The sequence below is a fragment of the Burkholderia sp. BCC1993 genome, assembly GCF_905339865.1.
GTDB lineage: Bacteria > Pseudomonadota > Gammaproteobacteria > Burkholderiales > Burkholderiaceae > Burkholderia.
Map to the genome: position 1 here is coordinate 88,998 of NZ_CAJPGZ010000006.1, position 23,447 is coordinate 112,444.

At 68.6% G+C, this 23,447-nt stretch carries 21 protein-coding genes; 14 read left to right on the top strand and 7 right to left on the bottom strand.

Annotated features, from left to right (window positions below; translation table 11 throughout):
* Positions 1–22: 22 nt before the first annotated feature.
* The 3 genes from U4Y91_RS11380 (at position 23) to U4Y91_RS11390 (ending at position 3,752) form a co-directional block, all read left to right on the top strand.
* Complete coding sequence (locus tag U4Y91_RS11380) at positions 23–2,365, top strand: NADP-dependent malic enzyme (RefSeq protein ID WP_321805145.1); 2,343 nt, start codon at positions 23–25, stop codon at positions 2,363–2,365.
* Positions 2,366–2,740: 375 nt separating this feature from the next.
* Positions 2,741–3,172: a ribonuclease gene (locus U4Y91_RS11385; protein WP_006760307.1), complete on the top strand. Its 432-nt coding sequence runs from the start codon at positions 2,741–2,743 to the stop codon at positions 3,170–3,172.
* 16 nt (positions 3,173–3,188) lie between these two features.
* Entirely contained in the window at positions 3,189–3,752 is a 564-nt protein-coding gene (locus U4Y91_RS11390; protein WP_321805146.1) for a barstar family protein, read from the top strand.
* Positions 3,753–4,032: 280 nt separating this feature from the next.
* Here U4Y91_RS11390 and U4Y91_RS11395 read toward each other — a convergent pair whose 3' ends face one another.
* The 3 genes from U4Y91_RS11395 to speE all read right to left on the bottom strand — a co-directional run bounded on the left by U4Y91_RS11395 (position 4,033) and on the right by speE (position 6,307).
* Positions 4,033–4,800 carry a 16S rRNA (uracil(1498)-N(3))-methyltransferase gene (locus U4Y91_RS11395; protein ID WP_321805147.1) on the bottom strand — a complete coding sequence of 256 codons (768 nt, stop codon included), beginning with the start codon at positions 4,798–4,800 and terminating at the stop codon, positions 4,033–4,035.
* A 17-nt stretch (positions 4,801–4,817) separates the two neighbouring features.
* Positions 4,818–5,234: a VOC family protein gene (locus tag U4Y91_RS11400; protein ID WP_321805148.1), complete on the bottom strand. Its 417-nt coding sequence runs from the start codon at positions 5,232–5,234 to the stop codon at positions 4,818–4,820.
* A 215-nt stretch (positions 5,235–5,449) separates the two neighbouring features.
* The gene (gene speE / locus U4Y91_RS11405) at positions 5,450–6,307 is read right to left on the bottom strand and encodes a polyamine aminopropyltransferase (protein ID WP_321805149.1); all 858 of its coding nucleotides are present in this window, start codon (positions 6,305–6,307) and stop codon (positions 5,450–5,452) included.
* 215 nt (positions 6,308–6,522) lie between these two features.
* Between speE and tkt the strand changes: the two genes are divergently transcribed.
* Both tkt and gap read left to right on the top strand, forming a co-directional pair.
* Complete coding sequence (gene tkt, locus U4Y91_RS11410; RefSeq protein ID WP_321805150.1) at positions 6,523–8,595, top strand: transketolase; 2,073 nt, start codon at positions 6,523–6,525, stop codon at positions 8,593–8,595.
* A gap of 88 nt (positions 8,596–8,683) precedes the next feature.
* Positions 8,684–9,694: a type I glyceraldehyde-3-phosphate dehydrogenase gene (gap, locus tag U4Y91_RS11415; protein ID WP_321805151.1), complete on the top strand. Its 1,011-nt coding sequence runs from the start codon at positions 8,684–8,686 to the stop codon at positions 9,692–9,694.
* A 79-nt stretch (positions 9,695–9,773) separates the two neighbouring features.
* Here the strand turns inward: gap and U4Y91_RS11420 are convergent, their stop codons facing one another.
* Positions 9,774–10,664 (bottom strand): LysR family transcriptional regulator, encoded by an 891-nt coding sequence (locus U4Y91_RS11420; protein WP_321805152.1) that lies wholly within the window; start codon positions 10,662–10,664, stop codon positions 9,774–9,776.
* A 150-nt stretch (positions 10,665–10,814) separates the two neighbouring features.
* Here U4Y91_RS11420 and U4Y91_RS11425 point away from each other — a divergent pair, with 150 nt between their 5' ends.
* From U4Y91_RS11425 to U4Y91_RS11440, 4 genes are all read left to right on the top strand, one after another.
* Positions 10,815–11,588 (top strand): SDR family NAD(P)-dependent oxidoreductase, encoded by a 774-nt coding sequence (locus U4Y91_RS11425; protein ID WP_321805153.1) that lies wholly within the window; start codon positions 10,815–10,817, stop codon positions 11,586–11,588.
* A gap of 226 nt (positions 11,589–11,814) precedes the next feature.
* Positions 11,815–13,269, top strand: coding sequence for an MFS transporter (locus U4Y91_RS11430; RefSeq protein ID WP_321805154.1), 1,455 nt, complete (start codon positions 11,815–11,817; stop codon positions 13,267–13,269).
* Between the two features lie 70 nt (positions 13,270–13,339).
* Positions 13,340–14,296, top strand: a complete 957-nt coding sequence (locus tag U4Y91_RS11435) for a 2-hydroxyacid dehydrogenase (protein WP_321805155.1) — start codon at positions 13,340–13,342, stop codon at positions 14,294–14,296.
* Positions 14,297–14,306: 10 nt separating this feature from the next.
* A complete protein-coding gene (locus U4Y91_RS11440; protein ID WP_321805156.1) occupies positions 14,307–15,365 on the top strand; it encodes an L-idonate 5-dehydrogenase in 1,059 nt (352 codons plus the stop codon).
* A gap of 95 nt (positions 15,366–15,460) precedes the next feature.
* Here U4Y91_RS11440 and U4Y91_RS11445 read toward each other — a convergent pair whose 3' ends face one another.
* The gene (locus U4Y91_RS11445) at positions 15,461–16,660 is read right to left on the bottom strand and encodes an MFS transporter (RefSeq protein ID WP_321805157.1); all 1,200 of its coding nucleotides are present in this window, start codon (positions 16,658–16,660) and stop codon (positions 15,461–15,463) included.
* 315 nt (positions 16,661–16,975) lie between these two features.
* On the opposite strand from U4Y91_RS11445, the gene cynR reads away from it, so the two are divergent.
* Positions 16,976–17,866: a transcriptional regulator CynR gene (gene cynR / locus U4Y91_RS11450; RefSeq protein ID WP_321805158.1), complete on the top strand. Its 891-nt coding sequence runs from the start codon at positions 16,976–16,978 to the stop codon at positions 17,864–17,866.
* A gap of 57 nt (positions 17,867–17,923) precedes the next feature.
* Here cynR and U4Y91_RS11455 read toward each other — a convergent pair whose 3' ends face one another.
* Positions 17,924–18,646: a FadR/GntR family transcriptional regulator gene (locus tag U4Y91_RS11455; RefSeq protein WP_185733788.1), complete on the bottom strand. Its 723-nt coding sequence runs from the start codon at positions 18,644–18,646 to the stop codon at positions 17,924–17,926.
* A 203-nt stretch (positions 18,647–18,849) separates the two neighbouring features.
* Here U4Y91_RS11455 and U4Y91_RS11460 point away from each other — a divergent pair, with 203 nt between their 5' ends.
* The 3 genes from U4Y91_RS11460 (at position 18,850) to U4Y91_RS11470 (ending at position 21,819) form a co-directional block, all read left to right on the top strand.
* Positions 18,850–20,169 carry a C4-dicarboxylate transporter DctA gene (locus tag U4Y91_RS11460; RefSeq protein WP_321805159.1) on the top strand — a complete coding sequence of 440 codons (1,320 nt, stop codon included), beginning with the start codon at positions 18,850–18,852 and terminating at the stop codon, positions 20,167–20,169.
* 103 nt (positions 20,170–20,272) lie between these two features.
* Complete coding sequence (gene alc / locus U4Y91_RS11465) at positions 20,273–21,280, top strand: allantoicase (protein WP_321805160.1); 1,008 nt, start codon at positions 20,273–20,275, stop codon at positions 21,278–21,280.
* Between the two features lie 14 nt (positions 21,281–21,294).
* A complete protein-coding gene (locus U4Y91_RS11470; protein ID WP_006760296.1) occupies positions 21,295–21,819 on the top strand; it encodes an ureidoglycolate lyase in 525 nt (174 codons plus the stop codon).
* A 202-nt stretch (positions 21,820–22,021) separates the two neighbouring features.
* Here the strand turns inward: U4Y91_RS11470 and fur are convergent, their stop codons facing one another.
* Complete coding sequence (fur, locus tag U4Y91_RS11475; RefSeq protein ID WP_011350926.1) at positions 22,022–22,450, bottom strand: ferric iron uptake transcriptional regulator; 429 nt, start codon at positions 22,448–22,450, stop codon at positions 22,022–22,024.
* A gap of 142 nt (positions 22,451–22,592) precedes the next feature.
* Here fur and bamE point away from each other — a divergent pair, with 142 nt between their 5' ends.
* A complete protein-coding gene (gene bamE, locus U4Y91_RS11480; protein WP_321805161.1) occupies positions 22,593–23,405 on the top strand; it encodes an outer membrane protein assembly factor BamE in 813 nt (270 codons plus the stop codon).
* The last annotated feature ends 42 nt before the right edge of the window (positions 23,406–23,447 follow it).

The window sequence follows — 23,447 nt, forward strand, 5'->3', positions numbered from 1 at the left end:
ACGGCCTTCGATTGGCGCTACAATGCCGTCGAACAGTTATTCTAATCCGCCCGCCACGAGACACATGTCGACCCAAGCCTCCTCCAAAGCCAAGCTCCGCGAAGCCGCTCTCGACTATCACGAATTCCCGACTCCCGGGAAGATCGCGATCGCACCGACCAAGCAGATGATCAACCAGCGCGACCTCGCGCTCGCGTATTCGCCGGGTGTCGCGTATGCGTGCGAGGAGATCGTCGAGAACCCGCTGAACGCCGCGCGCTTCACCGCGCGCAGCAACCTGGTCGGCGTCGTCACGAACGGCACGGCGGTGCTGGGGCTCGGCAACATCGGCCCGCTCGCGTCGAAGCCGGTGATGGAAGGCAAGGCGGTCCTGTTCAAGAAGTTCGCCGGCATCGACGTGTTCGACATCGAGCTGAACGAGTCGGACCCGCACAAGCTGGTCGACGTGATCGCCGCGCTGGAGCCGACCTTCGGCGGGATCAACCTGGAAGACATCAAGGCGCCGGACTGCTTCATCGTCGAGCGCGAAGCGCGCAAGCGGATGAAGATCCCGGTGTTCCACGACGACCAGCACGGCACCGCGATCGTCGTGGCCGCAGCCGTCACGAACGGCCTGAAGGTCGTCGGCAAGGACATCAAGAAGGTGAAGCTCGTCGCGTCGGGCGCGGGCGCGGCTGCGCTGGCGTGCCTGGACCTGCTGGTCGACATCGGCCTGCCGCTCGAGAACATCACGGTGACCGACCTGGCCGGCGTGGTCTACAAGGGCCGCACCGAGCTGATGGATCCGGACAAGGAGCGTTTCGCCCGCGAAACCGAAGCCCGCACGCTGGCCGAGGTGATCGACGGCGCGGACATCTTCCTCGGCCTGTCGGCCGCCGGCGTGCTGAAGCAGGAGATGGTGAAGGGCATGGCCGAGCGCCCGCTGATCCTCGCGCTCGCGAACCCGACGCCGGAAATCCTGCCGGAACTGGCGCTCGAAGTGCGCCCCGACGCGATTCTCGCGACCGGCCGCACCGACTACCCGAACCAGGTCAACAACGTCCTGTGCTTCCCGTTCATCTTCCGCGGCGCGCTCGACGTCGGCGCGACGACGATCACGCGTGAAATGGAAATCGCGGTCGTCAACGCGATCGCCGAACTCGCGCAGCACGAGCAGAGCGACATCGTCGCGACTGCCTACGGGATTCAGGACCTGTCGTTCGGGCCCGAATACCTGATTCCGAAGCCGTTCGATCCGCGCCTGATCGTCAAGATCGCGCCGGCCGTCGCGCAGGCCGCGATGGACGGCGGCGTCGCGACGCGCCCGATCGAGGACATGGAAGCCTACAAGCAGCACCTGCAGCAATTCGTGTATCACAGCGGCACGACGATGAAGCCGATTTTCCAGCTCGCGCGCAGCGCGCCGGCGGAGAAGAAGCGCGTCGTGTTCGCGGAAGGCGAGGAAGAGCGCGTGCTGCGCGCCGTCCAGATCATCGTCGACGAGAAACTCGCGAAGCCGATCCTGATCGGCCGTCCGTCGGTGATCGAGCACCGTATCCAGCGCTACGGCCTGCGCCTCACGCCGGGCACCGACTTCACGGTCGTCAACACCGAGCACGACGAGCGCTACCGCGATTTCTGGCAGACGTACCACAAGATGATGGCGCGCAAGGGCATCAGCGAGCAGCTGGCCCGTGTCGAGATGCGCCGCCGCACGACGCTGATCGGCTCGATGCTGGTGAAGAAGGGCGAAGCGGACGGGATGATCTGCGGCACGATCAGCACCACGCACCGCCACCTGCACTTCATCGACCAGGTGATCGGCAAGCGCCCGGGCTGCAGCGTGTACGCGGCGATGAACGGCCTCGTGCTGCCGGGCCGCCAGATCTTCCTGGTCGACACGCACGTGAACGTCGATCCGACCCCGGAGCAACTCGCCGAGATCACGATCATGGCTGCCGAGGAAGTGCGCCGCTTCGGCATCGAACCGAAGGTCGCGCTGCTGTCGCACTCGAACTTCGGCACGAGCAACGCGCCTTCGGCGCAGAAGATGCGCGATACGCTCGCGATCCTGCAGGAACGTGCGCCGGAATTGAAGGTCGACGGCGAAATGCACGGCGATGTCGCGCTCGATGCGGCGCTGCGCAAGGAAATCCTGCCGGAATCGACGCTGGAAGGCGACGCGAACCTGCTGATCCTGCCGAACATCGATGCCGCGAACATCGCGTACAACCTGCTGAAGACGGCGGCCGGCAACAACATCGCGATCGGGCCGATCCTGCTGGGCGCGGCCCAGCCGGTGCACGTGCTGACCGAATCGGCGACCGTTCGCCGCATCGTCAACATGGCGGCGCTGCTGGTCGCCGACGTGAACGCCGCACGCTGAGCGGAATGAACGCGCGGCGCCGGTCGAACCGCTGCCGCGCGGCGGGCGAAATTGTAAACAAAAGCAAAAAGAGGCGTGCCCGCAATGGGCACGCCGCGGGCAGGGCGCAAACGCGCTTCCCATAAGCAACAGCGGCATCTCTCCCCCTGGACTAGCGGGCGTGGCAAGGAGGCAGGTCTTGCCATTCGAGAGATGCCGCGGATATTTTATCTCATGTAAGATAAATGTAGTCTTATTTCGGTAAAAAATGCGCGATTCCGGGCGACGCCAGCCTTTCGGTTCCCAAACGAACATTGATTCGCGCGGACAATAGCGCTACGCTAACGCCTTTGGTTGGTCGTCAACTACTTGATTTAACAGCGGGAACCCTGGTTCATGGCACGCAAGTGGCTCCGCAACGGCGCGCTCGCGTCCGTCTTCGCGATGTTCGCGATGGGTATCGTCGGTACACCGACGGGCAGTCTGGTTTCCGCCGCTTACGCACGGCAGGCCGTTTCGGCCGACCTGGCCGTCGGCGGGGTCGATACGATCCCGACCGCCCGTCTGCCGCGCGAGGCCGTGACCACGCTTGGCCTGATCGGCGCCGGTGGCCCCTATCCGTACGAGAAGGACGGCGTCGTCTTCGGCAACCGCGAGCGGATCCTGCCGAAGGCGAAGCGCGGCTACTACCACGAGTACACGGTGCCGACGCCGCGCGCGCGCAATCGCGGCGCGCGCCGGATCGTCTGTGGCGGGCCATTGCGCCGGATCGACAACTGTTATTACACGGACGACCACTACAACAGTTTTAAACGTATTGTTGAATGACTTCGGGATGAACGGCATGAGCGACTCCATCTACGCGCACGATACGGCGGCGGCGGAACTGTTCGCGGCCGGCGACGGCAACCTGTTTCAGCGCGTGATCCAACTTCACGCGGCGGCACAGGCTGGCGGCGCGGCGGGGCAACAGGAAGCCGAGCCCGGGCTTTCATCGAACGAGGAGCCTATGAGCCTTTTCACGACCGTGCGACCCAATCTCGTGCAGTCGATCCGCGCGTTCCGCGTGCAGGATCTCGCCGACGAAGCCGGCCGGCTCGGCCAGCATTTCCTGTACGCGTATTGCGGTGCCGCGCAGTCGAAGCAGGAAGTGATGGAGACGATCGCGACGTCGTTCCTGTTTCCGAAGCATTTCGGCAAGAACTACGACGCGCTGTACGACTGCCTGACCGACCTCGTCGCGAAGGCCGGCGCGCAGCCCGGTTTCGTGATCGTTCTCGAAGGGCTGCCGATCGCGCAGAAATTCGACAAGGAAGGGCGCGAGACGCTGCTCGACGTGTTCCGCGAAGCCGCCGAGTTCTGGGCCGAGCGCAAGGTCGCATTCCGCGTGTTCTATTCGTTCGCGTAAAGCGCGCATCCGCCGGCCGCGGCCGGTTTGGCGAAAAGCCCGCCTCGCGCGGGCTTTTTTGCGTTTGCGCGGCGCAGGCCGGCCGGCCCGTGGTATCGCCTGCTGACATTGGCCTTTCATCTGGCGCCGTTTTCGGGGCAATCTCGATCGGCCCGACGGCGGCAACCGCCGCGCCGGGTCACCAAAAAAACCTTCGAGAGAGGGCCGTCGTCGTGCGGTGATCCGGGCCCGCGTGTGACGTCGCGCACCGGCAGTCGCCCGGCTCGGCACGCTCAGCGCATCACCACCCGCCCCAGCGCGCGGCCAGCGCCGCCAGCACGGCCGCGCCGGCCGTCTCGGTGCGCAGCACGCGCGGGCCGAGCGATAACGCGGTGAACCCGTGTGCGCGGGCTGTGTGTTCCTCGTCCGGCGACAGCCCGCCTTCGGGCCCGATCAGCAGCGTGACGGCCGCCGCGGGCGGCGCGTCGGGCAGCGACGAAAACGGGATGCTCGCGCGCGGCGACAGCAGCAGCCGCAGCTCGCCGTCGGTCGGCGCGGCCGGCAGCGTATCGAGCCAGGCGCCGAAGCCGCGTACCGGCGCGATGTCGGGCACGCGGTTGCGCCCGCATTGCTCGCACGACGCGCGCACGACGCCGCGCCAGTGCGCGACGCGCTTGTCCGCGCGCTCGCCGGACAGTTTCACGACGCCGCGCGCGGTCGACAGTGGCACGACCGCCGCGACGCCGAGCTCGACGGCCTTCTCGATCAGCCAGTCCATCTTGTCGCCGCCGGCGATGCCTTGCGCCAGCGTCACGCGATAGGGCGGCTCGGCCTCGGCCGGATCGAACGCTTCGATCTGCGCGAGCGCGCCGCGCTTGTCGATCTCGACGAGCTGCGCGCGGTACTGGCCGCCGCTGCCGTCGAACAGCGCGAGCGCGTCGCCGGGCTGCAGCCGCAGCACTTGCGCGTGCCGCGCGACGTCGGCCGGCAACGCGAGCGTCGCATCGGCGCGCAGCGCCGCTTCGACGAAGAAACGCGGCACGGCCGCGGTGGTGGTGGCTTCACTCATGCGTATCGCGGCTCCGTTCATGCAGTCAGGCGGTGCGCGAGCGCCCAGCGGTAGCCGTCGAGATCCTCGATCTGGGCGAAGCGGTCGCCCCAGAACTGATCTTGCGGCGAGGTCAGCGATTTCGCGCCCGCGTCGAGCGCGCGCTGCCAGGTTGCGTCGACGTCGTCGACATACAGATAGAAAGACTGCGGGGCGGTTGCGTGCGCACTCTTCGGCGTGAGCGCGATCGAGCCGAATGCGCCTTCGGGCGCGAACATCACGATCAGCTGCCCGCGGTAGGTCATCTCGACGTGCATGATCGCGCCGTCCTCGTCGAGGACGTCGCGCAACTCGAAGCCGAATGCGGCCTGGAAGAACTCGATGGTCGCGTGCGCATTGCGCACGGCCAGGTAAGGCGTCAACCAAGGCACGTTGGCCGGACGTGGATCGGTCATGAAATCTCCTGTCGAACGGGGTTGGCGCTTGAGCGGTGACTCCGGTCCCGTGCTTTGCAGTCCAACGGATATTGGCGCGCGGGTGCCCGGTGCGGTCCCGCGCTGTGCAGAGGATACGCAGGCGGGCCGCCTGGATCGCGCCGGGCCCGCGCGTGGCGGGTCGAGCGCGGGAGAAAGCGCGGCCCACCCGCGAAGCGATACGTCCGCCCGGAAGCTCAGCGGCGAACGCCCAGTGTATCGCGCAGCGCGCGCGGCAGGGCAAAGAGGGCCGCATGGAGTCGCGCGTCGTAGTAGCGCAAGCCCTGCACGCGGCGTGCGGCGAGCCGTTCGTCGATGTCGTGCGCGAACAGCGCGGCCGCATCGAGCGTGTCGCTCGCGATCGCCATCAGCCACTGGGATCCGTACAGCGGTACGTGCGCGGACAGCGGATCGACGACCGCGAAGCTCGCGCGCAGGTCGTCGAGCAGCGCGGCGATGCGCGCCGTGTGGAACACCGGCGAGCCGAGATGCATCGAGATCGCGCCGCACGGCGTGAGGATCCGCTTGAGCCGCGCGTAGAACTCGCGCGTATAGAGGCCGGCCGCCGGCGAGTCGGGCGGCGTGAGGTCGAACACGACGAGATCGAAATGCTCGACGGTCGACGCGACGAAATGCGCGGCGTCGCCGATCACGATCGCGACGCGTGGGTCGTCGAGCGCGCCCTGGTGCACGTCGTCGAGATAGCGGCGCGCCATGCCGACCACCTCGTCGTCGAGCTCCGCGACGACGATCCGCTCGATGCACGCGTGCTTGAGCAGCTGGCGCGCGGCGCCGCCGTCGCCCCCGCCGAGCACGAGCGCCTTCCTCGGGCACGGATGCGCGAGCGCGGCCGGGTGCGTCATGCACTCGTGGTACACGTATTCGTCGCCGACCGACGTCATCGGCCGGCCGTCCAGCGTGAACAGGCGGCCGAGCTGCGGGGTTTCCCAGACCTCGATGTGCTGGTGCGGCGACGCGACGTGCGCGAGCCGGCGTGCGTTCGGGAAGCCGTACGCGGCGTCGGGCGTGGGATGGAAGAGAAGGGTCGTGTTCACGGGCGGGCCGCTCGGGCAGGCAGTTCCGACGTCTGAATTATAGGAGGCTGGCGGTTTGGCGGAAAACCGTGCCGGAACACTACGCGCGGACAAGGGAAATGTCAGCCCATCTGTTAAAATGACGAGCTTTGCAGCCCCGTCCGTAGGCTCCGTCCGCTTCGCGTCCGTCAGGCGCCGCACCGCGCGCCGGGAACGATTGACGCTCGAGCTTCCGGATGCCGCCGTGCCCCCGTTTCCTCGACTCGTTCTCCGGACTCGACATGACGACTTCGTCTCCCGCCTCCACCACCCTGATGGCCAATGCGATCCGTGCGCTCGCGATGGACGCCGTCCAGCAAGCGAACTCCGGCCACCCCGGCATGCCGATGGGCATGGCCGAAATCGGCGTCGCGCTCTGGTCGCGCCACCTGAAGCACAACCCGACGAACCCGCACTGGGCAGACCGCGACCGCTTCGTGCTGTCGAACGGCCATGGCTCGATGCTGCTGTACTCGCTGCTGCACCTGACCGGCTACGACCTGCCGATGGAAGAGCTGAAGAACTTCCGCCAGCTGCACTCGAAGACGCCGGGCCACCCGGAATACGGCATCACGCCGGGCGTCGAGACGACCACCGGCCCGCTCGGCCAGGGCCTCGCGAACGCGGTCGGCATGGCGCTCGGCGAAGCGCTGATGGCCGACGAGTTCAACCGTGACGGCGCGAAGATCGTCGATCACCACACGTACGTGTTCCTCGGCGACGGCTGCCTGATGGAAGGCATCTCGCACGAAGCCTGCTCGCTCGCGGGCACGCTGAAGCTGAACAAGCTGATCGCGCTGTACGACGACAACGGCATCTCGATCGACGGCGACGTCGTGAACTGGTTCCACGACGACACGCCGAAGCGCTTCGAAGCGTACGGCTGGAACGTGATCCCGAACGTGAACGGCCACGACGTCGATGCGGTCGACGCGGCGATCGCGAAGGCGAAGCTGTCGGACAAGCCGACGCTGATCTGCTGCAAGACGGTGATCGGCAAGGGCGCGGCGACCAAGGCGGGCGGCCACGACGTGCACGGCGCGGCGCTCGGCGCGGAAGAAATCGCGAAGACGCGCGAAGCGCTCGGCTGGAAGTGGGAGCCGTTCGTGATTCCGCAGGAAGTCTATGCGGCATGGGACGCGAAGGAAGCCGGCAAGCGCGCTGAAACCGAATGGGACGCGACGTTCGCCGCCTATCGCGCGAAGTTCCCGGCAGAAGCCGCCGAATTCGAGCGCCGGATGGCCAACAAGCTGCCGGCCGACTGGGCCGAGAAGGCTGCGGCGATCATCGCCGGTGCGAACGAGCGCGGCGAGACGGTCGCGACCCGCAAGGCGTCGCAGCAGGCGATCGAAGGGCTCGCCGCCGCACTGCCGGAGCTGCTCGGCGGCTCCGCCGACCTGACCGGCTCGAACCTGACCAACTGGAAGGCATCGAAGGCGGTCCGCGCGAATCCGGAAGGCGCGGGCGTGCTGCTCGGCAACCACATCAACTACGGCGTGCGCGAATTCGGCATGAGCGCCGCGATCAACGGCCTCGCGCTGCACGGCGGCCACAAGCCGTTCGGCGGGACGTTCCTGACGTTCTCCGACTACAGCCGCAACGCGCTGCGCGTCGCGTCGCTGATGAAGCTCCCGTCGATCTTCGTGTTCACGCACGACTCGATCGGCCTCGGCGAAGACGGCCCGACGCACCAGTCGATCGAGCACGTGTCGAGCCTGCGCCTGATCCCGAACCACGACGTCTGGCGTCCGGCCGACACGGTCGAGACGGCCGTCGCGTGGACCCACGCGGTTGCCGCCGACCGTCCGTCGAGCCTGATCTTCAGCCGCCAGAACCTCGCGTTCAACCCGCGTACCGACGCGCAGATCGCCAACATCGAGAAGGGCGGCTACGTGCTGAAGGACTGGGACGAAGAGATCGTCGCGCGCAAGATCATCCTGATCGCGACGGGCTCGGAAGTCGAACTCGCGATGAAGGCCGTCGAGCCGCTCGCGCAGCAGGGCATCGCGGCCCGCGTCGTGTCGATGCCGTCGACCAACGTGTTCGACCGCCAGGACGCCGAATACCGCGAACGCGTGCTGCCGCACGGCGTGCGCCGCGTCGCGATCGAAGCGGGCGTGACCGCGTTCTGGCACAAGTACGTCGGCCTCGAAGGCGGCGTCGTCGGGATCGACACGTTCGGCGAATCGGCGCCGGCCGGCGTGCTGTTCAAGTACTTCGGCTTCACCGTCGAGCACGTCGTCGAGACTGCCAAGGCCGTGTTGGCCTAAAAACATACGCGACGCGCGCTACCCCTCGCGCGCGTCGCACCGTGAAGCTGCACGAAACAATTTTTTTTCAGCCATCAGGAGATAGACCATGACGATTCGCGTCGCAATCAACGGCTACGGCCGTATCGGCCGCAACACGCTGCGCGCGTTCTATGAAAACGGCAAGAAGCACGATATCGAGATCGTCGCGATCAACGACCTGGGCGATGCGAAGACCAACGCGCACCTGACCCAGTACGACACCGCGCACGGCAAGTTCCCGGGCGAAGTGTCGGTCGACGGCGACTACCTCGTCGTGAACGGCGACAAGATCCGCGTGCTGGCGAACCGCAACCCGGCAGAACTGCCGTGGGGCGAGCTGGGCGTCGACGTCGTGATGGAATGCACGGGCTTCTTCACGACGAAGGAAAAGGCGAGCGCGCACCTGAAGGGCGGCGCGAAGAAGGTGATCATCTCGGCGCCGGGCGGCAAGGACGTCGACGCGACGATCGTCTACGGCGTGAACCACGACGTGCTGAAGGCCGAGCACACCGTCATCTCGAACGCATCGTGCACGACGAACTGCCTCGCGCCGCTCGTCAAGCCGCTGAACGACCAGATCGGCCTCGAAACCGGCCTGATGACGACGATCCACGCGTACACGAACGACCAGGTGCTGACGGACGTCTACCACGAAGACCTGCGCCGCGCGCGTTCGGCCACCCACAGCCAGATCCCGACCAAGACGGGCGCTGCGTCGGCCGTCGGCCTCGTGCTGCCGGAACTGAACGGCAAGCTCGACGGCTACGCGATCCGCGTCCCGACGATCAACGTGTCGATCGTCGACCTGTCGTTCATCGCGAAGCGCGACACGACGGTCGAGGAAGTCAACGCGATCATGAAGGAAGCATCGGAAGGCGCGCTGAAGGGCATCCTCGGCTACAACGACGCACCGCTGGTGTCGATCGACTTCAACCACAACCCGGCTTCGTCGACGTTCGACGCAACGCTGACCAAGGTGTCGGGCCGCCTCGTCAAGGTGTCGAGCTGGTACGACAACGAGTGGGGTTTCTCGAACCGCATGCTGGATACGGCAGTCGCATTCGCGAACGCGAAGTAATCCCGCACGTCGCGCGGCCGCCGCACGGCGGCCTGCGTGGCGAACGAGCCCGGCCCGGTTTTTTCCCGGCCGGGCTTTTTCATTGCGCGGCGTTCGCCGTCACCTGCTCGAGCGCGTCGACGAACGCGCGCTTCAGCGGGCTGTCGAGGTCGGTCCACGCGAGGCCGATGCCGGTCCGGTGGCCGGCCAGGTCGAGCGGCCGCGCGAGCACGTTCGGCGGCAGCGCGCTCGCGGCTTCCGCCGGGATCAGCCCGATCCCCATGCCGGCCGCGACGAGCGCGAGCATCGTCGTGAATTCCCCGAACTCCTGCGCGATCTCGAGCGTCGTGCCCGCGCGGCTCAGCGCGAGCAGCATGTCGTCGTGAAAGCCGGGCGCGTAGCGGCGCGCGAGCACGAACGCGGGCTGGCCGCGCAACGCGGCCGGTGAAATCGTGTCGTGCGCGGCGAGCGGATGGTCGAGCGGCAGCGCGACCACGAAGCCTTCCTCGAGCACCACGCGCGTGTCGATGCCCGCATACGCGGCCGGCAGCCGGATCATCCCGAAATCGATGCGCCGGTCGCGCAGCGCGGCGATCTGGTCGGGCGTCGGCAAATCCTTCAGTTCGAGCGTGATCAGCGGATAGCGCTCGCGCATCGTGCGCAGCACGGCCGGCAGCAGAGCCGGCAGCACCGACGACACGAACGCGATGCGCAGCGTGCCGATCTCGCCGCGGCTCGACAGCCGCGCCATCTGCTCCGCGCGCGCGGCCTGCTGCAGCGTCGCCCGCGCTTCGGGCAGGAACACGCGCCCCGTATCGCTGAGCTCGACCTTGTGACGGTCGCGCTCGAACAGGCGTGCGCCCAGATCCTCCTCGAGCGCCTTGATCTGCATGCTCAGCGCGGACTGCACGATGAACAGGCGCTGCGCGGCGCGCCCGAAATGCAGTTCTTCCGCGAGCGTGACGAAGGCGCGCAATTGCTTGAGTTCCATGGTGGGAGGACGGCAGAGAACGGTGATCGGATTTCATGATAACCGGATCAAAAAAGACCATTGGCGCGACGCCCGGCCGAGCGCCGAAGATACCCTCAACGCGAGACCGGCCGCGACCGGCGGTTGGCTCGAAGGCACGAGGAGACATGCATGGACAACGCGCTTGACCGGTTCCGCCTGGATGGCCGCCGCGCACTGATCACGGGTTCCGGACGCGGCATCGGGCTGACGCTCGCCCGCGGGCTGGCGGAAGCCGGTGCGGCGATCGTGATCAACGATCGCAATGAGGAAAAGGCCGCGACGCTCGCGCGCCATTTCCGCGAGGAAGGCTTCGCGGCTGACTTCGCGGTGTTCGACGTCGCCGAGCACGCGCAGGTGCGCGCGGCGATCGACGATTTCGAGGCGCGCGCCGGCGCGATCGACATCCTCGTGAACAACGCGGGCATCCAGCGCCGCGCGCCGCTCGACGCGTTCGACCCGGGCGACTGGCACGCGCTGATGCGCGTGAACCTCGACGGCGTGTTCAACGTCGCGCAGGCGGTGGCGCGCCACATGATCGCGCGCGGCCGCGGCAAGATCATCAACATCTGCTCGGTGCAGAGCGAGCTCGCGCGGCCGACGATCGCGCCGTATGCGGCGACGAAGGGCGCGGTGCGGATGCTGACGAAAGGCATGTGCGCCGACTGGGCGCGCCACGGCATCCAGGCGAACGGCCTCGCGCCCGGCTATTTCGAGACCGAGCTGAATCGCGCGCTGGTCGACGACGCAGCGTTCTCCGACTGGCTGTGCAAGCGCACGCCGGCCGGCCGCTGGGGGCAGGTCGACGAGCTGTGCGGCGCGGCGATCTTCCTCGCGTCGGCCGCATCCGATTTCGTGAACGGCCAGACGCTGTTCGTCGACGGCGGGCTGACCAGCGCCGTCTGAGCGACGACGCTTGCGCCGTGCGCGCAGCGTCGTTGCGCCGGTGAGCCGGTGAGCCGGTGAGCGCCGGTGAGCGCCGGTGAGCGCCGGTGAGCGCCGGCCAATACCGGCCAGTGCCGGCTCGCGCCGGCATCCGAATGCCCAGAAGAGCCCGCCGCACGAGCGGGCCGATGTTCCGGCGCGCCTCGCGCCGGGTTCCGGAACGGAATGCAGGAGACAGGAGACAACGATGGACCGCACTTCCCCGCCGCCCGCGCGGCGCGATGCAATGCCCGGCACGGACGCGCCGGCCGACGCCGTCGAGCGCCGCGGCGTCGACACGAAGCAGCTCAACCGCGCGGCCTGGACCTGCTCGCTCGGCAGCGCGCTCGAATACTACGATTTCGCGCTGTACACGCTCGCGTCGGCGCTGGTCTTCGGGCCGCTGTTCTTCCCCGCGCAAACCGCCGAGATGCGGTTGATCGCGAGCTTCGGCACGTACTTCGTCGGCTTCGCGGTGCGCCCGCTCGGCGGCGTGGTGTTCGGCGTGCTCGGCGATCGCGTCGGCCGCAAGTTCGTGCTGACCGCGACGGTGCTGCTGATGGGCGTCGCGAGCACGCTGATCGGCGTGCTGCCGACCTATGCGAGCGCCGGCTACTGGGCGCCCGCGCTGCTGGTGCTGCTGCGCATCCTGCAAGGCCTCGGCGCCGGCGCGGAGCAGGCCGGCGCCGCGGTGCTGATGACCGAATACGCGCCGCCCGGCAAACGCGGCTTCTATGCGTCGTTGCCGTTTCTCGGGATCCAGCTCGGCACGCTGCTCGCGGCGGCCGTCTATTTCCTGCTGCTCGCGAACCTCGAGCGCGTGACGGACGGCTGGGGCTGGCGCGTGCCGTTCCTGTTCAGCGCGGTGATCGTCGCGGTCGGGCTCTACATGCGCGTGCGGCTGCACGAGTCGCCGACCTTCGTGCGGCTCGAGAAGCGCGCGCAGGTGTCGGCGAATCCGCTGAAGAGCGCGGTCCGGCATTCGAAGCGCACGCTGCTGATCGGCATCGGCCTGCGGATGGCCGAGAACGGCGGCTCGTCGATCTACCAGGCGCTCGCGGTCAGCTATCTCGCCGGCGTGATCGGGATGAAGGGGCCGATCGGCGCGCTCGCGCTGGTGTGCGCGGCGACCGTCGGCGCGTGCACGGTGCCGCTGGCCGGGCGGTTGAGCGATCGCTACGGCCGCGTGCGCGTGTACCGCACGTTCGCGTGGCTGCAGCTCGCGCTCGCGTTTCCGGTGTGGTGGATCTTCAGCCAGGGGAACGTGGTCGCGAGCGTGATCGCGATCTCGGTCGCGCAGGGCTTCGCGAACTGGGGGATGCTCGGCGCGCAGGCCGCGCTGCTGCCCGAACTGTTCGGCGCGCGGCATCGCTACATGGGCGTGTCGTTCTCGCGCGAAGTGTCGGCCGTGCTCGCGGGCGGGATCGCCCCGCTCGTCGGCGCGACGCTCATCGCGACCGTGATCGCGCGGCACGGCGGCGACCATGCGGCGGGCGTGCATGCATGGGTGCCGATCGCCGCGTACCTGGTGCTGCTGACGCTGATCACGCTGTTCACCACCGCGCGGATGCCGGAGACGCTGAACCGCGATCTCGACGATCCGCTCGACGCCGCGCAGGCGCAATCGGCCCCGGACGCCGAATCGCTCGCACGGCATGCATGAACGGGCCGGGCGGCCGACGCGGCCCGGCACGCATTCGACTTTCAACGCTTTTCGACAGGAGCAAGCGCAGATGGCGCACGAATCGAACCGGCGGCCCGAGCTGCTGATGACGGGCCCTTACCAGCCGTGGGACGACGCATGGTTGTCGACCGGCTACGACGTCCATCGGTTGTGGGAGGCCGCCGATCGCGCGGCATGCCTCGCCGAACACGGCGCCGGCGTGCGCGCGATCGCGACGCGCGGCGACCTCGGCGCCGACGCGGCGCTGATCGCCGCGCTGCCGAAGCTCGAGATCATCGCGTGCTACGGCGTCGGCACCGATGCGATCGATCTCGCGGCCGCCCGCGAGCGCGGGATCCGCGTGACCAACACGCCCGACGTGCTGACCGGCGACGTCGCCGATCTCGGCGTCGGCCTCACGCTCGCGCTGCTGCGCCGGATCGGCGCCGGCGACGCGTACGTCCGCTCCGGCGCATGGTCCGACGGCGACATGCCGCTCGTCACGCGCCTGTACGGCAAGCGCGTCGGCATCGTCGGCTTCGGCCGGATCGGCTCGACGCTCGCGCGCCGGCTGTCGGGCTTCGACGTCGAACTCGGCTACTTCGACGTCGCGCCGCGCGACGACAGCCAGCATCGCTTCTTCGGCCGGCTGGCGGAACTGGCCGGCTGGTGCGACGTGCTGATCGTCACGCTCGCGGGCGGCGCATCGACGCGTCACCTCGTCGACGCGGCCGTACTCGACGCGCTCGGCCCGCGCGGCTATCTGGTGAACGTGTCGCGCGGCACGACCGTCGACGAGCCCGCGCTGCTCGACGCGCTCGAACGCGGCGCGATCGCCGGCGCAGCGCTCGACGTGTTCTGGAACGAGCCGCGCATCGACCCGCGTTTCCTCGCGTTGCCGAACGTGCTGCTGCAGCCGCATCATGCGAGCGGCACCGTCGAGACGCGCCAGGCGATGGGCTGGCTCGTGCGCGACAACCTCGCCGCGCACTTCGCCGGCGCGCCGTTGCTCACGCCGGTCGTCTGAGGAGGCTGTCATGCGTATGCGTTGCATGTGTCTCGTGATCCACGGGCCGAACGACCTGCGGCTCGAAGAGCAGGACGCGGGCGAGATCGGCCCGGGCCAGGTGCGCATCGAGGTCGCGATGGGCGGCATCTGCGGCTCCGATCTCCATTACTTCCGGCACGGCGGCTTCGGCGCGATCCGGCTGCAGCAGCCGATGGTGCTCGGCCATGAAGTCGCCGGCACGGTGGCGGCGGTCGCGCCGGACGTGACGTCGGTGAAGGTCGGTGATCGCGTCGCGGTGAACCCGAGCCGCCCGTGCGGCGCGTGCCGCTACTGCCTCGAAGGGCTGCCGAACCAGTGTCTCGACATGCGCTTCTACGGCAGCGCGATGCGCATGCCGCACGTGCAGGGCGCGTTTCGCAACGCGCTCGTGTGCGATGCCGCGCAGTGCGTGAAGGTGGCGGACCATGTGCCGCTGTCGCTCGCGGCGCTCGCCGAGCCGTTCGCGGTCGGGCTGCATGCGGTGTCGCGCGCGGGCCCGTTGATCGGCCGGCGCGTGCTCGTGTCGGGGTGCGGGCCGATCGGCGTGCTGGCGGTCGCGGCGGCGCGGGTGCACGGCGCGGCGGAGATCGTCGCGACCGACGTGGTCGATGCGCCGCTCGAGGTCGCCCGCGCGCTCGGCGCCGACCATACCATCAACGCGGCGGCCGACACCGGCTGGGTGGCGCGCTACGGTGCCGACAAGGGTACGTTCGACGTGATGATCGAGTGTTCGGGCAATGCGCGCGCACTGCGCGACGGGCTCGACGTGATGCGGCCGCGCGGCGTCGTCGTGCAGCTCGGGCTCGGCGGCGACGTCAGCCTGCCACAGAACGTCGTGGTCGCGAAGGAGCTGTCGATCTGCGGCTCGTTCCGCTTCCATGCGGAATTCGCGCTCGCGGTGCAGCTGATCAATGCCGAGCGCGTCGACCTGCGCCCGGCCGTGACGGGCGTGTTCCCGATGCGCGACGCGAACCGCGCGTTCGAGCTGGCCGGCGACCGGCAGCGCGCGATGAAGGTGCTGATCGATTTCGCGGACACGGCGGCATGATCGTCTGCTGATGGCGCGCGACGGCGCGCAAGGCAAAGAAGGCACGCCCGCGATTGGCGGAGCGTGCCTTTTTCATCGGCTGGAGCGAATCCGGATCATTGCGTGACTTGCCGCGCGCCGATGCGCTGCGACGCGAGCCACAGGGCGATCAGCACGCCCGCGAGCGCCGCGCCCGCGATGCATACGCCGCGCCAGCCGTCGATGCCGTACGCGACGCTCGCCGCGAACGATCCGAATGCGCCGCCGATGAAGTAGCTCGTCAGGTAGATGGTCGTCACGCGGCTGCGTGCGTGGCCCGCGAGCGCATAGATCACGCTCTGGTTCGAGATGTGCATGCCCTGTACGCCGACGTCGAGCAGCAGGATCCCCACGATCAGCGCGACGAGCGAATGCGCGCCGGCCGCGATTAGCGCGAACGACGCGAGCACGGCCGCCGCGAACAGGCCGGTCGCCGCGTTGCCGTGGCCGCGATCGACGAGCCGGCCGGCCGACGTCGCCGCGAGCGCGCCCACCGCGCCGACGATCCCGAACAGGCCGATCTGCCCTTCGGAATAGCTGTACGGCGGCTGGCTCAACAGGAACGTGAGGCCGGTCCACAGCAGGCTGAAGCACGCGAACACGAGCGCGCCGTAGGCCGAGCGCAGCGCGATCAGCGGCTGCGCGCGCACCAGCGCGACGAGCGAGCGCATCAGCGCCGCGTAGTCGAGCCGCGCGTGGCGGCGATCCTTCGGCAGCTTCACCGCGAGCACGCCGGTCAGCGCGAGGATCATCGCCGCGGCGATGCCGTACACCGCGCGCCAGCCGAACCCGTCGGCGATCGCGCCGGCCGCGACGCGCGCGAGCAGGATGCCGAGCAGCAGCCCGCTCATCACGGTGCCGACCGCGCGGCCGCGCGTACGCGCGTCGGCGAGCGACGCGGCGAACGGCACGAGCAGCTGCGTCGAGCAGGTGACGAAGCCGAGCGCGATGTTCGCGACGACGAACATCGTGAAGTTCGTGCTGAACGCGACGGCGGCCAGCGCGATCACGTTGAGCACGAGCAGCCGCACGATCAGCGTGTGGCGGTTGACCGCGTCGCCGAGCGGGACGACCAGCAGCAGGCTCGCCGCATAGCCGAGCTGCGTCAGCGTGACGAGATAGCCGAGTTCGGCGGGCGGGCGGCCGAAGCTGTGCGCGATCGCCGCGAGCAGCGGCTGCGCGTAATAGATGTTGCCGATGACGATGCCGCAAGCGCAGGCGAACAGCAGCGTCATCGCGCGGGTCAGGGGAGGATGGTTGTCTTGATGCGGTTCCATGGTCGCGAAAGAAACAGCGGTGCCGGCCGGCGGCGCGGGCCGTCGGCAACGCGGGGTTGCGGAAATCGGGGCCGGCGATCGACGGATCGACGATGAGCGCGATGCGCGCCGGGCGGCGCGTGGCCGGCGCCCGGTCGAGGCGGCGGCGCAACGTCGTGCGGCGGGCGGGGGAGGGCGGGCCCGGGCGGGCCGCTCCGGTGCGGTGGCCAGGCGGCGTGTGCGGGAGCGGATGTGCGTATGATGCGGGAACCGAACCATAGCGTCCAAGACTGGATCCTTATGGTATCCATTGGTGCTACCAATACCCGGGCCGCCATGCTACTCCGTCACATCCGCTATTTCCTGGCCGTCGCCGAGCAGCGCAGCTTCACGCGCGCGGCCGATGCGCTGCACGTGTCGCAGCCGACGCTGTCGCAGCAGGTCCGCCAGCTCGAGGACATGCTCGGCGTGCAGTTGTTCGACCGCTCGGGCCGCACGGTGCGGCTCACCGAATTCGGCGAGGTCTATGCGCGCCACGCGCGCGCGGCGCTGCACGAGCTCGACACCGGGCAGCGTGCGCTGCACGACGTTGCCGATCTCGGCAGCGGTTCGCTGCGGCTCGCGATGATGCCGACCTTCGCGGCCTACCTGAGCGGCTCGCTGATCGACGCGTTCCATGCGGATTTTCCGAACGTCGCGCTGACGATCGACGCGATGCCGCAGGAACGCATCGAGGCGCAGCTTGCCGACGACCGGCTCGATGCGGGCTTCGCGTTCATGCCGCCGCGCGCGCCGGACATCGACGCGCTGCCGCTGTGGGAAGAACCGCTCGCGCTCGTGACGGGCCGCACGCACCGCCTCGCCCGCCGCCGCCGCACGCTGAGCCCGGCCGAACTCGCCGGCGAGCCGCTGGTGCTGCTGAGCCGCGCGTTCGCGACGCGCGCGAGCATCGACCGGTATTTCATCGAGCAGGGCGTGCAGCCGAGGATCGCGATCGAGACGAATACGGTCAGCGCGGTGCTGGAGCTCGTGCGCTGCGGGCGGCTCGCGACGGTGCTGCCCGACGCGGTCGCGCGCGAGAGCGGCGACTTGTGCGCGCTGGAACTCGATCCGCCGCTGCCGTCGCGCACGGCCGCGCTGCTCACGCGCAAGGGCGCATACCGCAGCGTCGCGGCGCGCGCGTTCATCGAGCGCGCGCTCGCGTATCGCGATCCTTCGGGGGGATGACCGGTACGACCGGCGAACCGCTATCGCGCCGGCCGCGACCGTAGGCCGGCGGCTGCGTCAGGTGCCCGGCGTCGGGAAGAAGATGCCCGCGCGCTGCGCGGCGTTCGCGATGTGCGTCTCGATCGCGGTGCCGGCCGCGGCCGCATCGCGGGCGATCAGCGCGTCGACGATCGCGCGGTGCTCGTGCCACGTCGACAGCAGCAGCTCGCGCCGGTAGAACGGCATGCGCTGGCTTTCCTTCATGATGTCGGCGCTGCTGCGCAGCACCGACTCGATCGCCGCGTTGCCCGCGAGATGGATGATCCGCATGTGGAAGTCGAAGTCGAGCTGCGACGCTTCGTCGAGCGCACTCTCCGTCAGCGCGACGTGCAGGTCGGCGAGGTTGTCCTCGAACCACGCGATGTCGTCGTCGGTGACGACGTGCGCGGCCATCCGCGCGGCGAACCCTTCGAGCGCATAGCGCATCTGGTACGTATCGGGCGGCGACGACTGCTCGGCGAATTGCCACGGATGCGCGGCCGACGCCTGCGCGCTTTCGACATACACGCCCTTGCCGGCGCGGATGCGCAGCATCCCGAGCGCCTCGAGCGTCGACAGCGCCTCGCGCAGCGACGCGCGGCTGATCTCCAGCTCCTCGGAGAGCTGGCGCTGGGCCGGCAGCAGGCTGCCGACCGGATACACGCCTGCCTCGATCCGGTCGCGGATCGTCGCGATGGCGGCGTCGGTCACGGTGTGCGGAACGTTTTTCATGATGTGAACGATGGCCGGTCTGACCGGCATTGTAATCCGCACGCGCGCGGTGCACGACCGGCCTACGGGAAAGCCACGATCCGCCCCCGTATGGCGCGGGGGCACAGGGGCGGGAAATCCCTATTTTGTCCGTCCTTGACTCGACTATATCGGCTTCCTACTATCCACCATAACATCACTGGTCTTACCAGTATGAACAGACGAAACTGCAACCGTTGGATCGGGAGAGCGCCGTGTCGAAATTCCTCAATTCGCTGTTTGGCCGGGTAGTCGTCGCATTGATCCTGGGGGTCGCGCTCGGCGCGTTCTTCCCGCATTTCGCCGAGTCGCTGCGACCGCTCGGCGACGGCTTCCTGAAGCTCATCAAGATGGTCATCGGCCCGATCGTGTTCTGCGTCGTGGTCAGCGGGATGGCCAATGCGGGCGACCTGAAGAAGGTCGGCCGGGTCGGCCTGAAGGCCGTCGTCTACTTCGAGATCATGACGACGCTCGCGCTCGGCATCGGGCTCGTCCTCGCGTGGCTCACGCGCCCCGGCGTCGGCATGAACATCGACCTGCGCTCGCTCGACGCGGCCTCGCTCTCGTCGTACGCGAAGAACGCCGAAAGCCTGAAGGACACGGCCGGCTACCTGATGAAGATCATCCCCGAGACCGCGATCGACGCGTTCGCGAAGGGCGACATCCTGCAGATCCTCGTGTTCGCGGTGCTGTTCGGCTCGGCGCTGTCGCTGCTCGGTGACAAGGCGCAGCGCGTCAATTCGCTGATCGAGGAACTGTCGCACGTGTTCTTCCGCATCATCGGCTTCATCATCAAGCTCGCGCCGCTCGGCGTGCTCGGCGCGATCGCGTTCACGACCGGCAAGTACGGCGTCGCGTCGCTCAAGCAGCTCGGCTACCTCGTCGCGGTGTTCTACCTGAGCTGCTTCGTGTTCGTCACGGTCGTGCTCGGCGCGGTGATGCGTCTCGCGGGCTTCTCGGTGTTCAAGCTGATCCGCTACCTGCGCGAGGAACTGTCGATCGTGCTCGGCACGGCGTCGTCGGACGCGGTGCTGCCGCAGGTGATGAGCAAGCTCGAATACATGGGCATCAAGGATTCGACGGTCGGCCTCGTGATCCCGACCGGCTATTCGTTCAACCTCGACGGCTTCTCGATCTACCTGACGCTCGCCGTGCTGTTCATCGCGCAGGCCACCAACACGCCGCTGTCCACGCACGACCTGATCGTCGTGCTGCTCGTGTCGCTCGTCACGTCGAAGGGCGCACACGGGATTCCCGGTTCGGCGATCGTGATCCTCGCGGCGACGCTGTCGGCGATTCCAGCGATTCCGGTGCTCGGCCTCGTGCTGATCCTGCCGGTCGACTGGTTCGTCGGCATTGCCCGCGCGCTGACCAACCTGATCGGCAACTGCGTCGCGACGGTGGTCGTCGCCGTGTGGGAGAACGACATCGACCGGGCCCGTGCGAAGCGCGTGCTGAACCGCGAACTGCGCTACGTGGCCGACGAACCGGGCAGCGCCGCGCCGGTCGCCGGCGACCAGGCCCACGCGCTCTGAGCGCACCCGCGTGCGAGGCGGCCTCCCGGGCTGCTTCGCGCGAACGAATGTCCTGCGGCCGGCGCGACGATGCGCCGGTCCTTACCAAGATAATGGAGACGACATGGCAGCCCCCATCCTCGATCCGAACGCGCCGGCCTTCACGCGGCGCTACATGAACCTCGCCGACCCGCGCCTGGGCGCGCAGGCGCTCTTCGCCAGCGACGAATTCTTCGCGCCGAAGGAGCGCATGCTGAATCCCGAGCCGGCCGTCTTCATTCCCGGCAAGTACGACGACCACGGCAAGTGGATGGACGGCTGGGAAACGCGCCGCAAGCGCACCACCGGCCACGACTTCTGCGTGGTCAGGCTCGCGCGGCCGGGCGTGATTTACGGCGTCGATCTCGATACGAGCCACTTCACCGGCAACTTTCCGCCGGCCGCGTCGATCGAGGCCTGTGCGGCGGACGGCGACACGCCGCCGGACGACACCGCATGGCGCACGATCGTCCCCGCGACGACGCTGCAGGGCAATTCGCATCACTACGTGAGCGTCGACGATGCGCAGCCGGTCACGCACCTGCGCGTGAACCTGTATCCGGACGGCGGGCTCGCGCGGCTGCGCGTGTACGGCCAGCCGCAGCGCGACTGGCGCCACGTGCCGGCGGGCGAACTCGTCGATCTCGCGGCGATCGAGAACGGCGGTTACCTGGTGGCCGCGAACAACCAGCACTTCGGTCCGGCGTCGCAGATGCTGATGCCGGGGCGCGGCGCGAACATGGGCGACGGCTGGGAAACGCGGCGCCGCCGCGAGCCCGGCAACGACTGGGCGATCGTCGCGCTGGCGCGGCCGGGCATCATCCGGCGCGTCGAGGTCGATACGGCGTTCTTCAAGGGCAACTTCCCCGACCGCTGTTCGCTGCAGGCCGCGCACGTTGCCGGCGGCACCGACGATTCGCTCGTCACGCAGGCGATGTTCTGGGCCGAACTGCTCGGCGAGCAGAAGCTGCAGATGGATCACGTGCATACGTTCGACCAGCTCGCGGCGCTCGGCCCCGTCACGCACGTGCGCTTCAACATCTTCCCGGATGGCGGCGTGTCGCGCCTGCGTCTGTGGGGCGAGCCGGCTTGAAGGAGGGCATCGGCATGAGCGGACCACACATCCTGCGCGTCGAGCGCCTGACCCGCGAGGCCTTCGCGCCGTTCGGCGACGTGATCGCGCTCGAAGGCGCGCGGCACTTCCCGATCAACGGCGGCACGACCGAGCGCTTCCACGATCTCGCGACGATCGACGTCTGCGCGGACGGCGGCCGGCCGCTCGTCAGCGTGTTTCGTGCGCAGCCGCGCGCGCTGCCGGTGGCGATCACGCTGATGGAGCGCCATCCGCACGGCAGCCAGGCGTTCATCCCGCTGGCGGCCGTGTCGCGCTACGCGATCGTCGTCGCGCCGGCCGGCGAGTTCCGGCCCGACGCGATGCGCGCCTTCCTCGCTGAAGGCTGGCAGGGCGTGAACTACGCGAAGGGCGTCTGGCACCATCCGCTGCTCGCGCTCGACGCGGTCAGCGACTTCGTGATCGTCGACCGTGGCGGCCCGCAGCCGAACTGCGACGAGATTCCGCTCGACCACGCGTGGGCGCTCGAGTTCGAGCCGGCGTGCGCGAGCGCGGCCTGACGCGCGGCGAAGGCGGCACGGGCGTCACGCGTATCGGGCACCGGGCGGTGGCACGGCTCGCCGCCGCACGCTCGACTGAAAAGGTCCCCGAACCGGCCCGCACGCGACGCGCGGGCCTTTTTTGTTGTTCCTGTCCCGAAAAAAACACGGCCCGGGCGGCGTGATGCCGGCCGGGCCGTCGCGCAGGCGCGAAGCGCGCGGATCAGTGCTTGCGGTGCGGGCAGTTCTCGGTCGTGCAGGAGCCGTACATCGCGAGCGAGTGTTCCTGGAGCCGGAAGCCGCGTTCCTTGGCGATCGCTTGCTGGCGGCCTTCGATCTCGGCATCGAAGAATTCCTCGACGCGGCCGCAATCGAGGCAGACAAGGTGATCGTGGTGCGAACCTTCATTGAGCTCGAACACGGCCTTGCCGGATTCGAAGTTGCTGCGCGTGAGCAGGCCGGCCTGCTCGAACTGCGTCAGCACGCGGTAAACGGTGGCGAGCCCGATGTCGAGCTGCTCGTTGAGCAGGTTGCGGTAGACATCTTCGGCCGTCAGGTGACGCACCGGGCTTTGCTGGAAGATCTCGAGAATCTTGAGGCGCGGTAGGGTGGCCTTTAGCCCGATATTCTTGAGATCCGTCGGATTGGTCATGGCTAGGCATCCCTAGAGTACAATGCAGGGCTTCAATGTTACCGGCTTTTCGCCGTTCCAGAAACACGCGCGACCCGCGACGCGGGCCAGCACGGTGACGGAAATGTTCCCGGAATCCCTTTCGCACTATCAGAGGAGTCGCATGCGGAGTGCCATCATCGCTGCCGCCGCCGTTGCCGCGCTGGCTGGTTGTTCGTCGTACGACAGCGTGACGCAGCGCATCGCGCAGAGCATCACGCCCTATCGGATCACTGTCGTGCAGGGCAACTTCGTGTCGCAGGAGAAGGCCGCGCAGCTGCAGGCCGGGATGACGCGCGAGCAGGTGCGCGCGTTGCTCGGCACGCCGCTGCTGTCGGACATGTTCCATGCCGACCGCTGGGATTACCTCTTTTACTTCAAGCGCGGCTCGACGTCCGTCGTCCAGCAGCGCGACCTCGTGCTGACGTTCTCGGGCGATCGCCTCGCGAGCTGGACGGGCGCCGAGAACCTGCCGTCCGAACTCGACCTGCTGGCCGATATCGACGGCGATCGCGGCGGCAAGAAGGCGAAGGCCGCCGCCGCGGCGAAGAAGGCATCCGAAGCCGCGGCTGCCGCGGCTGCGGCGAGCGCCGCGCAGGTGACCGCTGCCGCGAGCCCGTCCGTCGAGCCGGTTTCCGGCGCGGCGGTCGACCAGGATGCGAACGCCCAGGCGGCGCGCGCGGCGAACCGCGCGACCAACCAGGTGTCGGGGCAGGGCACGACCGCCCGCCGCTTCACGCCGTCCGCGCAGGCCTCGGGCGGCGCGCCGGTGCCGGGCGGCCAGCCGCCGGGCGCCGCGCCGGCGATCCAGCCGCAGTTCCAGTTCCATCGTCCGCCGCCGCCGAACGCGTCAAACGAGGCAGCGCCGCCGGTCGGCCCGCAGGGTTCGGACAACCTGCAGAACCAGCCGCTCACCGCGCCGGCCCAGCCGCAGTAAGCGGCCGGCGTGCGGAAACAGGGCGGCATGCGCCGCCCGCCT

Excerpts from the sequence above, each read along its gene's own strand:
- U4Y91_RS11425 (WP_321805153.1), top strand. The coding sequence starts at position 10,815 with ATGGACAACGCGCTTGACCGGTTCCGCCTGGATGGCCGCCGCGCACTG.
- U4Y91_RS11455 (WP_185733788.1), bottom strand. The coding sequence starts at position 18,646 with ATGCCGGTCAGACCGGCCATCGTTCACATCATGAAAAACGTTCCGCAC.
- U4Y91_RS11470 (WP_006760296.1), top strand. The coding sequence starts at position 21,295 with ATGAGCGGACCACACATCCTGCGCGTCGAGCGCCTGACCCGCGAGGCC.
- gap (WP_321805151.1), top strand. The coding sequence starts at position 8,684 with ATGACGATTCGCGTCGCAATCAACGGCTACGGCCGTATCGGCCGCAAC.
- U4Y91_RS11400 (WP_321805148.1), bottom strand. The coding sequence starts at position 5,234 with ATGACCGATCCACGTCCGGCCAACGTGCCTTGGTTGACGCCTTACCTG.
- U4Y91_RS11435 (WP_321805155.1), top strand. The coding sequence starts at position 13,340 with ATGGCGCACGAATCGAACCGGCGGCCCGAGCTGCTGATGACGGGCCCT.
- U4Y91_RS11440 (WP_321805156.1), top strand. The coding sequence starts at position 14,307 with ATGCGTATGCGTTGCATGTGTCTCGTGATCCACGGGCCGAACGACCTG.
- U4Y91_RS11395 (WP_321805147.1), bottom strand. The coding sequence starts at position 4,800 with ATGAGTGAAGCCACCACCACCGCGGCCGTGCCGCGTTTCTTCGTCGAA.
- fur (WP_011350926.1), bottom strand. The coding sequence starts at position 22,450 with ATGACCAATCCGACGGATCTCAAGAATATCGGGCTAAAGGCCACCCTA.
- bamE (WP_321805161.1), top strand. The coding sequence starts at position 22,593 with ATGCGGAGTGCCATCATCGCTGCCGCCGCCGTTGCCGCGCTGGCTGGT.
- U4Y91_RS11445 (WP_321805157.1), bottom strand. The coding sequence starts at position 16,660 with ATGGAACCGCATCAAGACAACCATCCTCCCCTGACCCGCGCGATGACG.
- cynR (WP_321805158.1), top strand. The coding sequence starts at position 16,976 with ATGCTACTCCGTCACATCCGCTATTTCCTGGCCGTCGCCGAGCAGCGC.
- alc (WP_321805160.1), top strand. The coding sequence starts at position 20,273 with ATGGCAGCCCCCATCCTCGATCCGAACGCGCCGGCCTTCACGCGGCGC.
- U4Y91_RS11390 (WP_321805146.1), top strand. The coding sequence starts at position 3,189 with ATGAGCGACTCCATCTACGCGCACGATACGGCGGCGGCGGAACTGTTC.
- U4Y91_RS11420 (WP_321805152.1), bottom strand. The coding sequence starts at position 10,664 with ATGGAACTCAAGCAATTGCGCGCCTTCGTCACGCTCGCGGAAGAACTG.
- tkt (WP_321805150.1), top strand. The coding sequence starts at position 6,523 with ATGCCGCCGTGCCCCCGTTTCCTCGACTCGTTCTCCGGACTCGACATG.
- U4Y91_RS11380 (WP_321805145.1), top strand. The coding sequence starts at position 23 with ATGCCGTCGAACAGTTATTCTAATCCGCCCGCCACGAGACACATGTCG.
- U4Y91_RS11430 (WP_321805154.1), top strand. The coding sequence starts at position 11,815 with ATGGACCGCACTTCCCCGCCGCCCGCGCGGCGCGATGCAATGCCCGGC.
- U4Y91_RS11385 (WP_006760307.1), top strand. The coding sequence starts at position 2,741 with ATGGCACGCAAGTGGCTCCGCAACGGCGCGCTCGCGTCCGTCTTCGCG.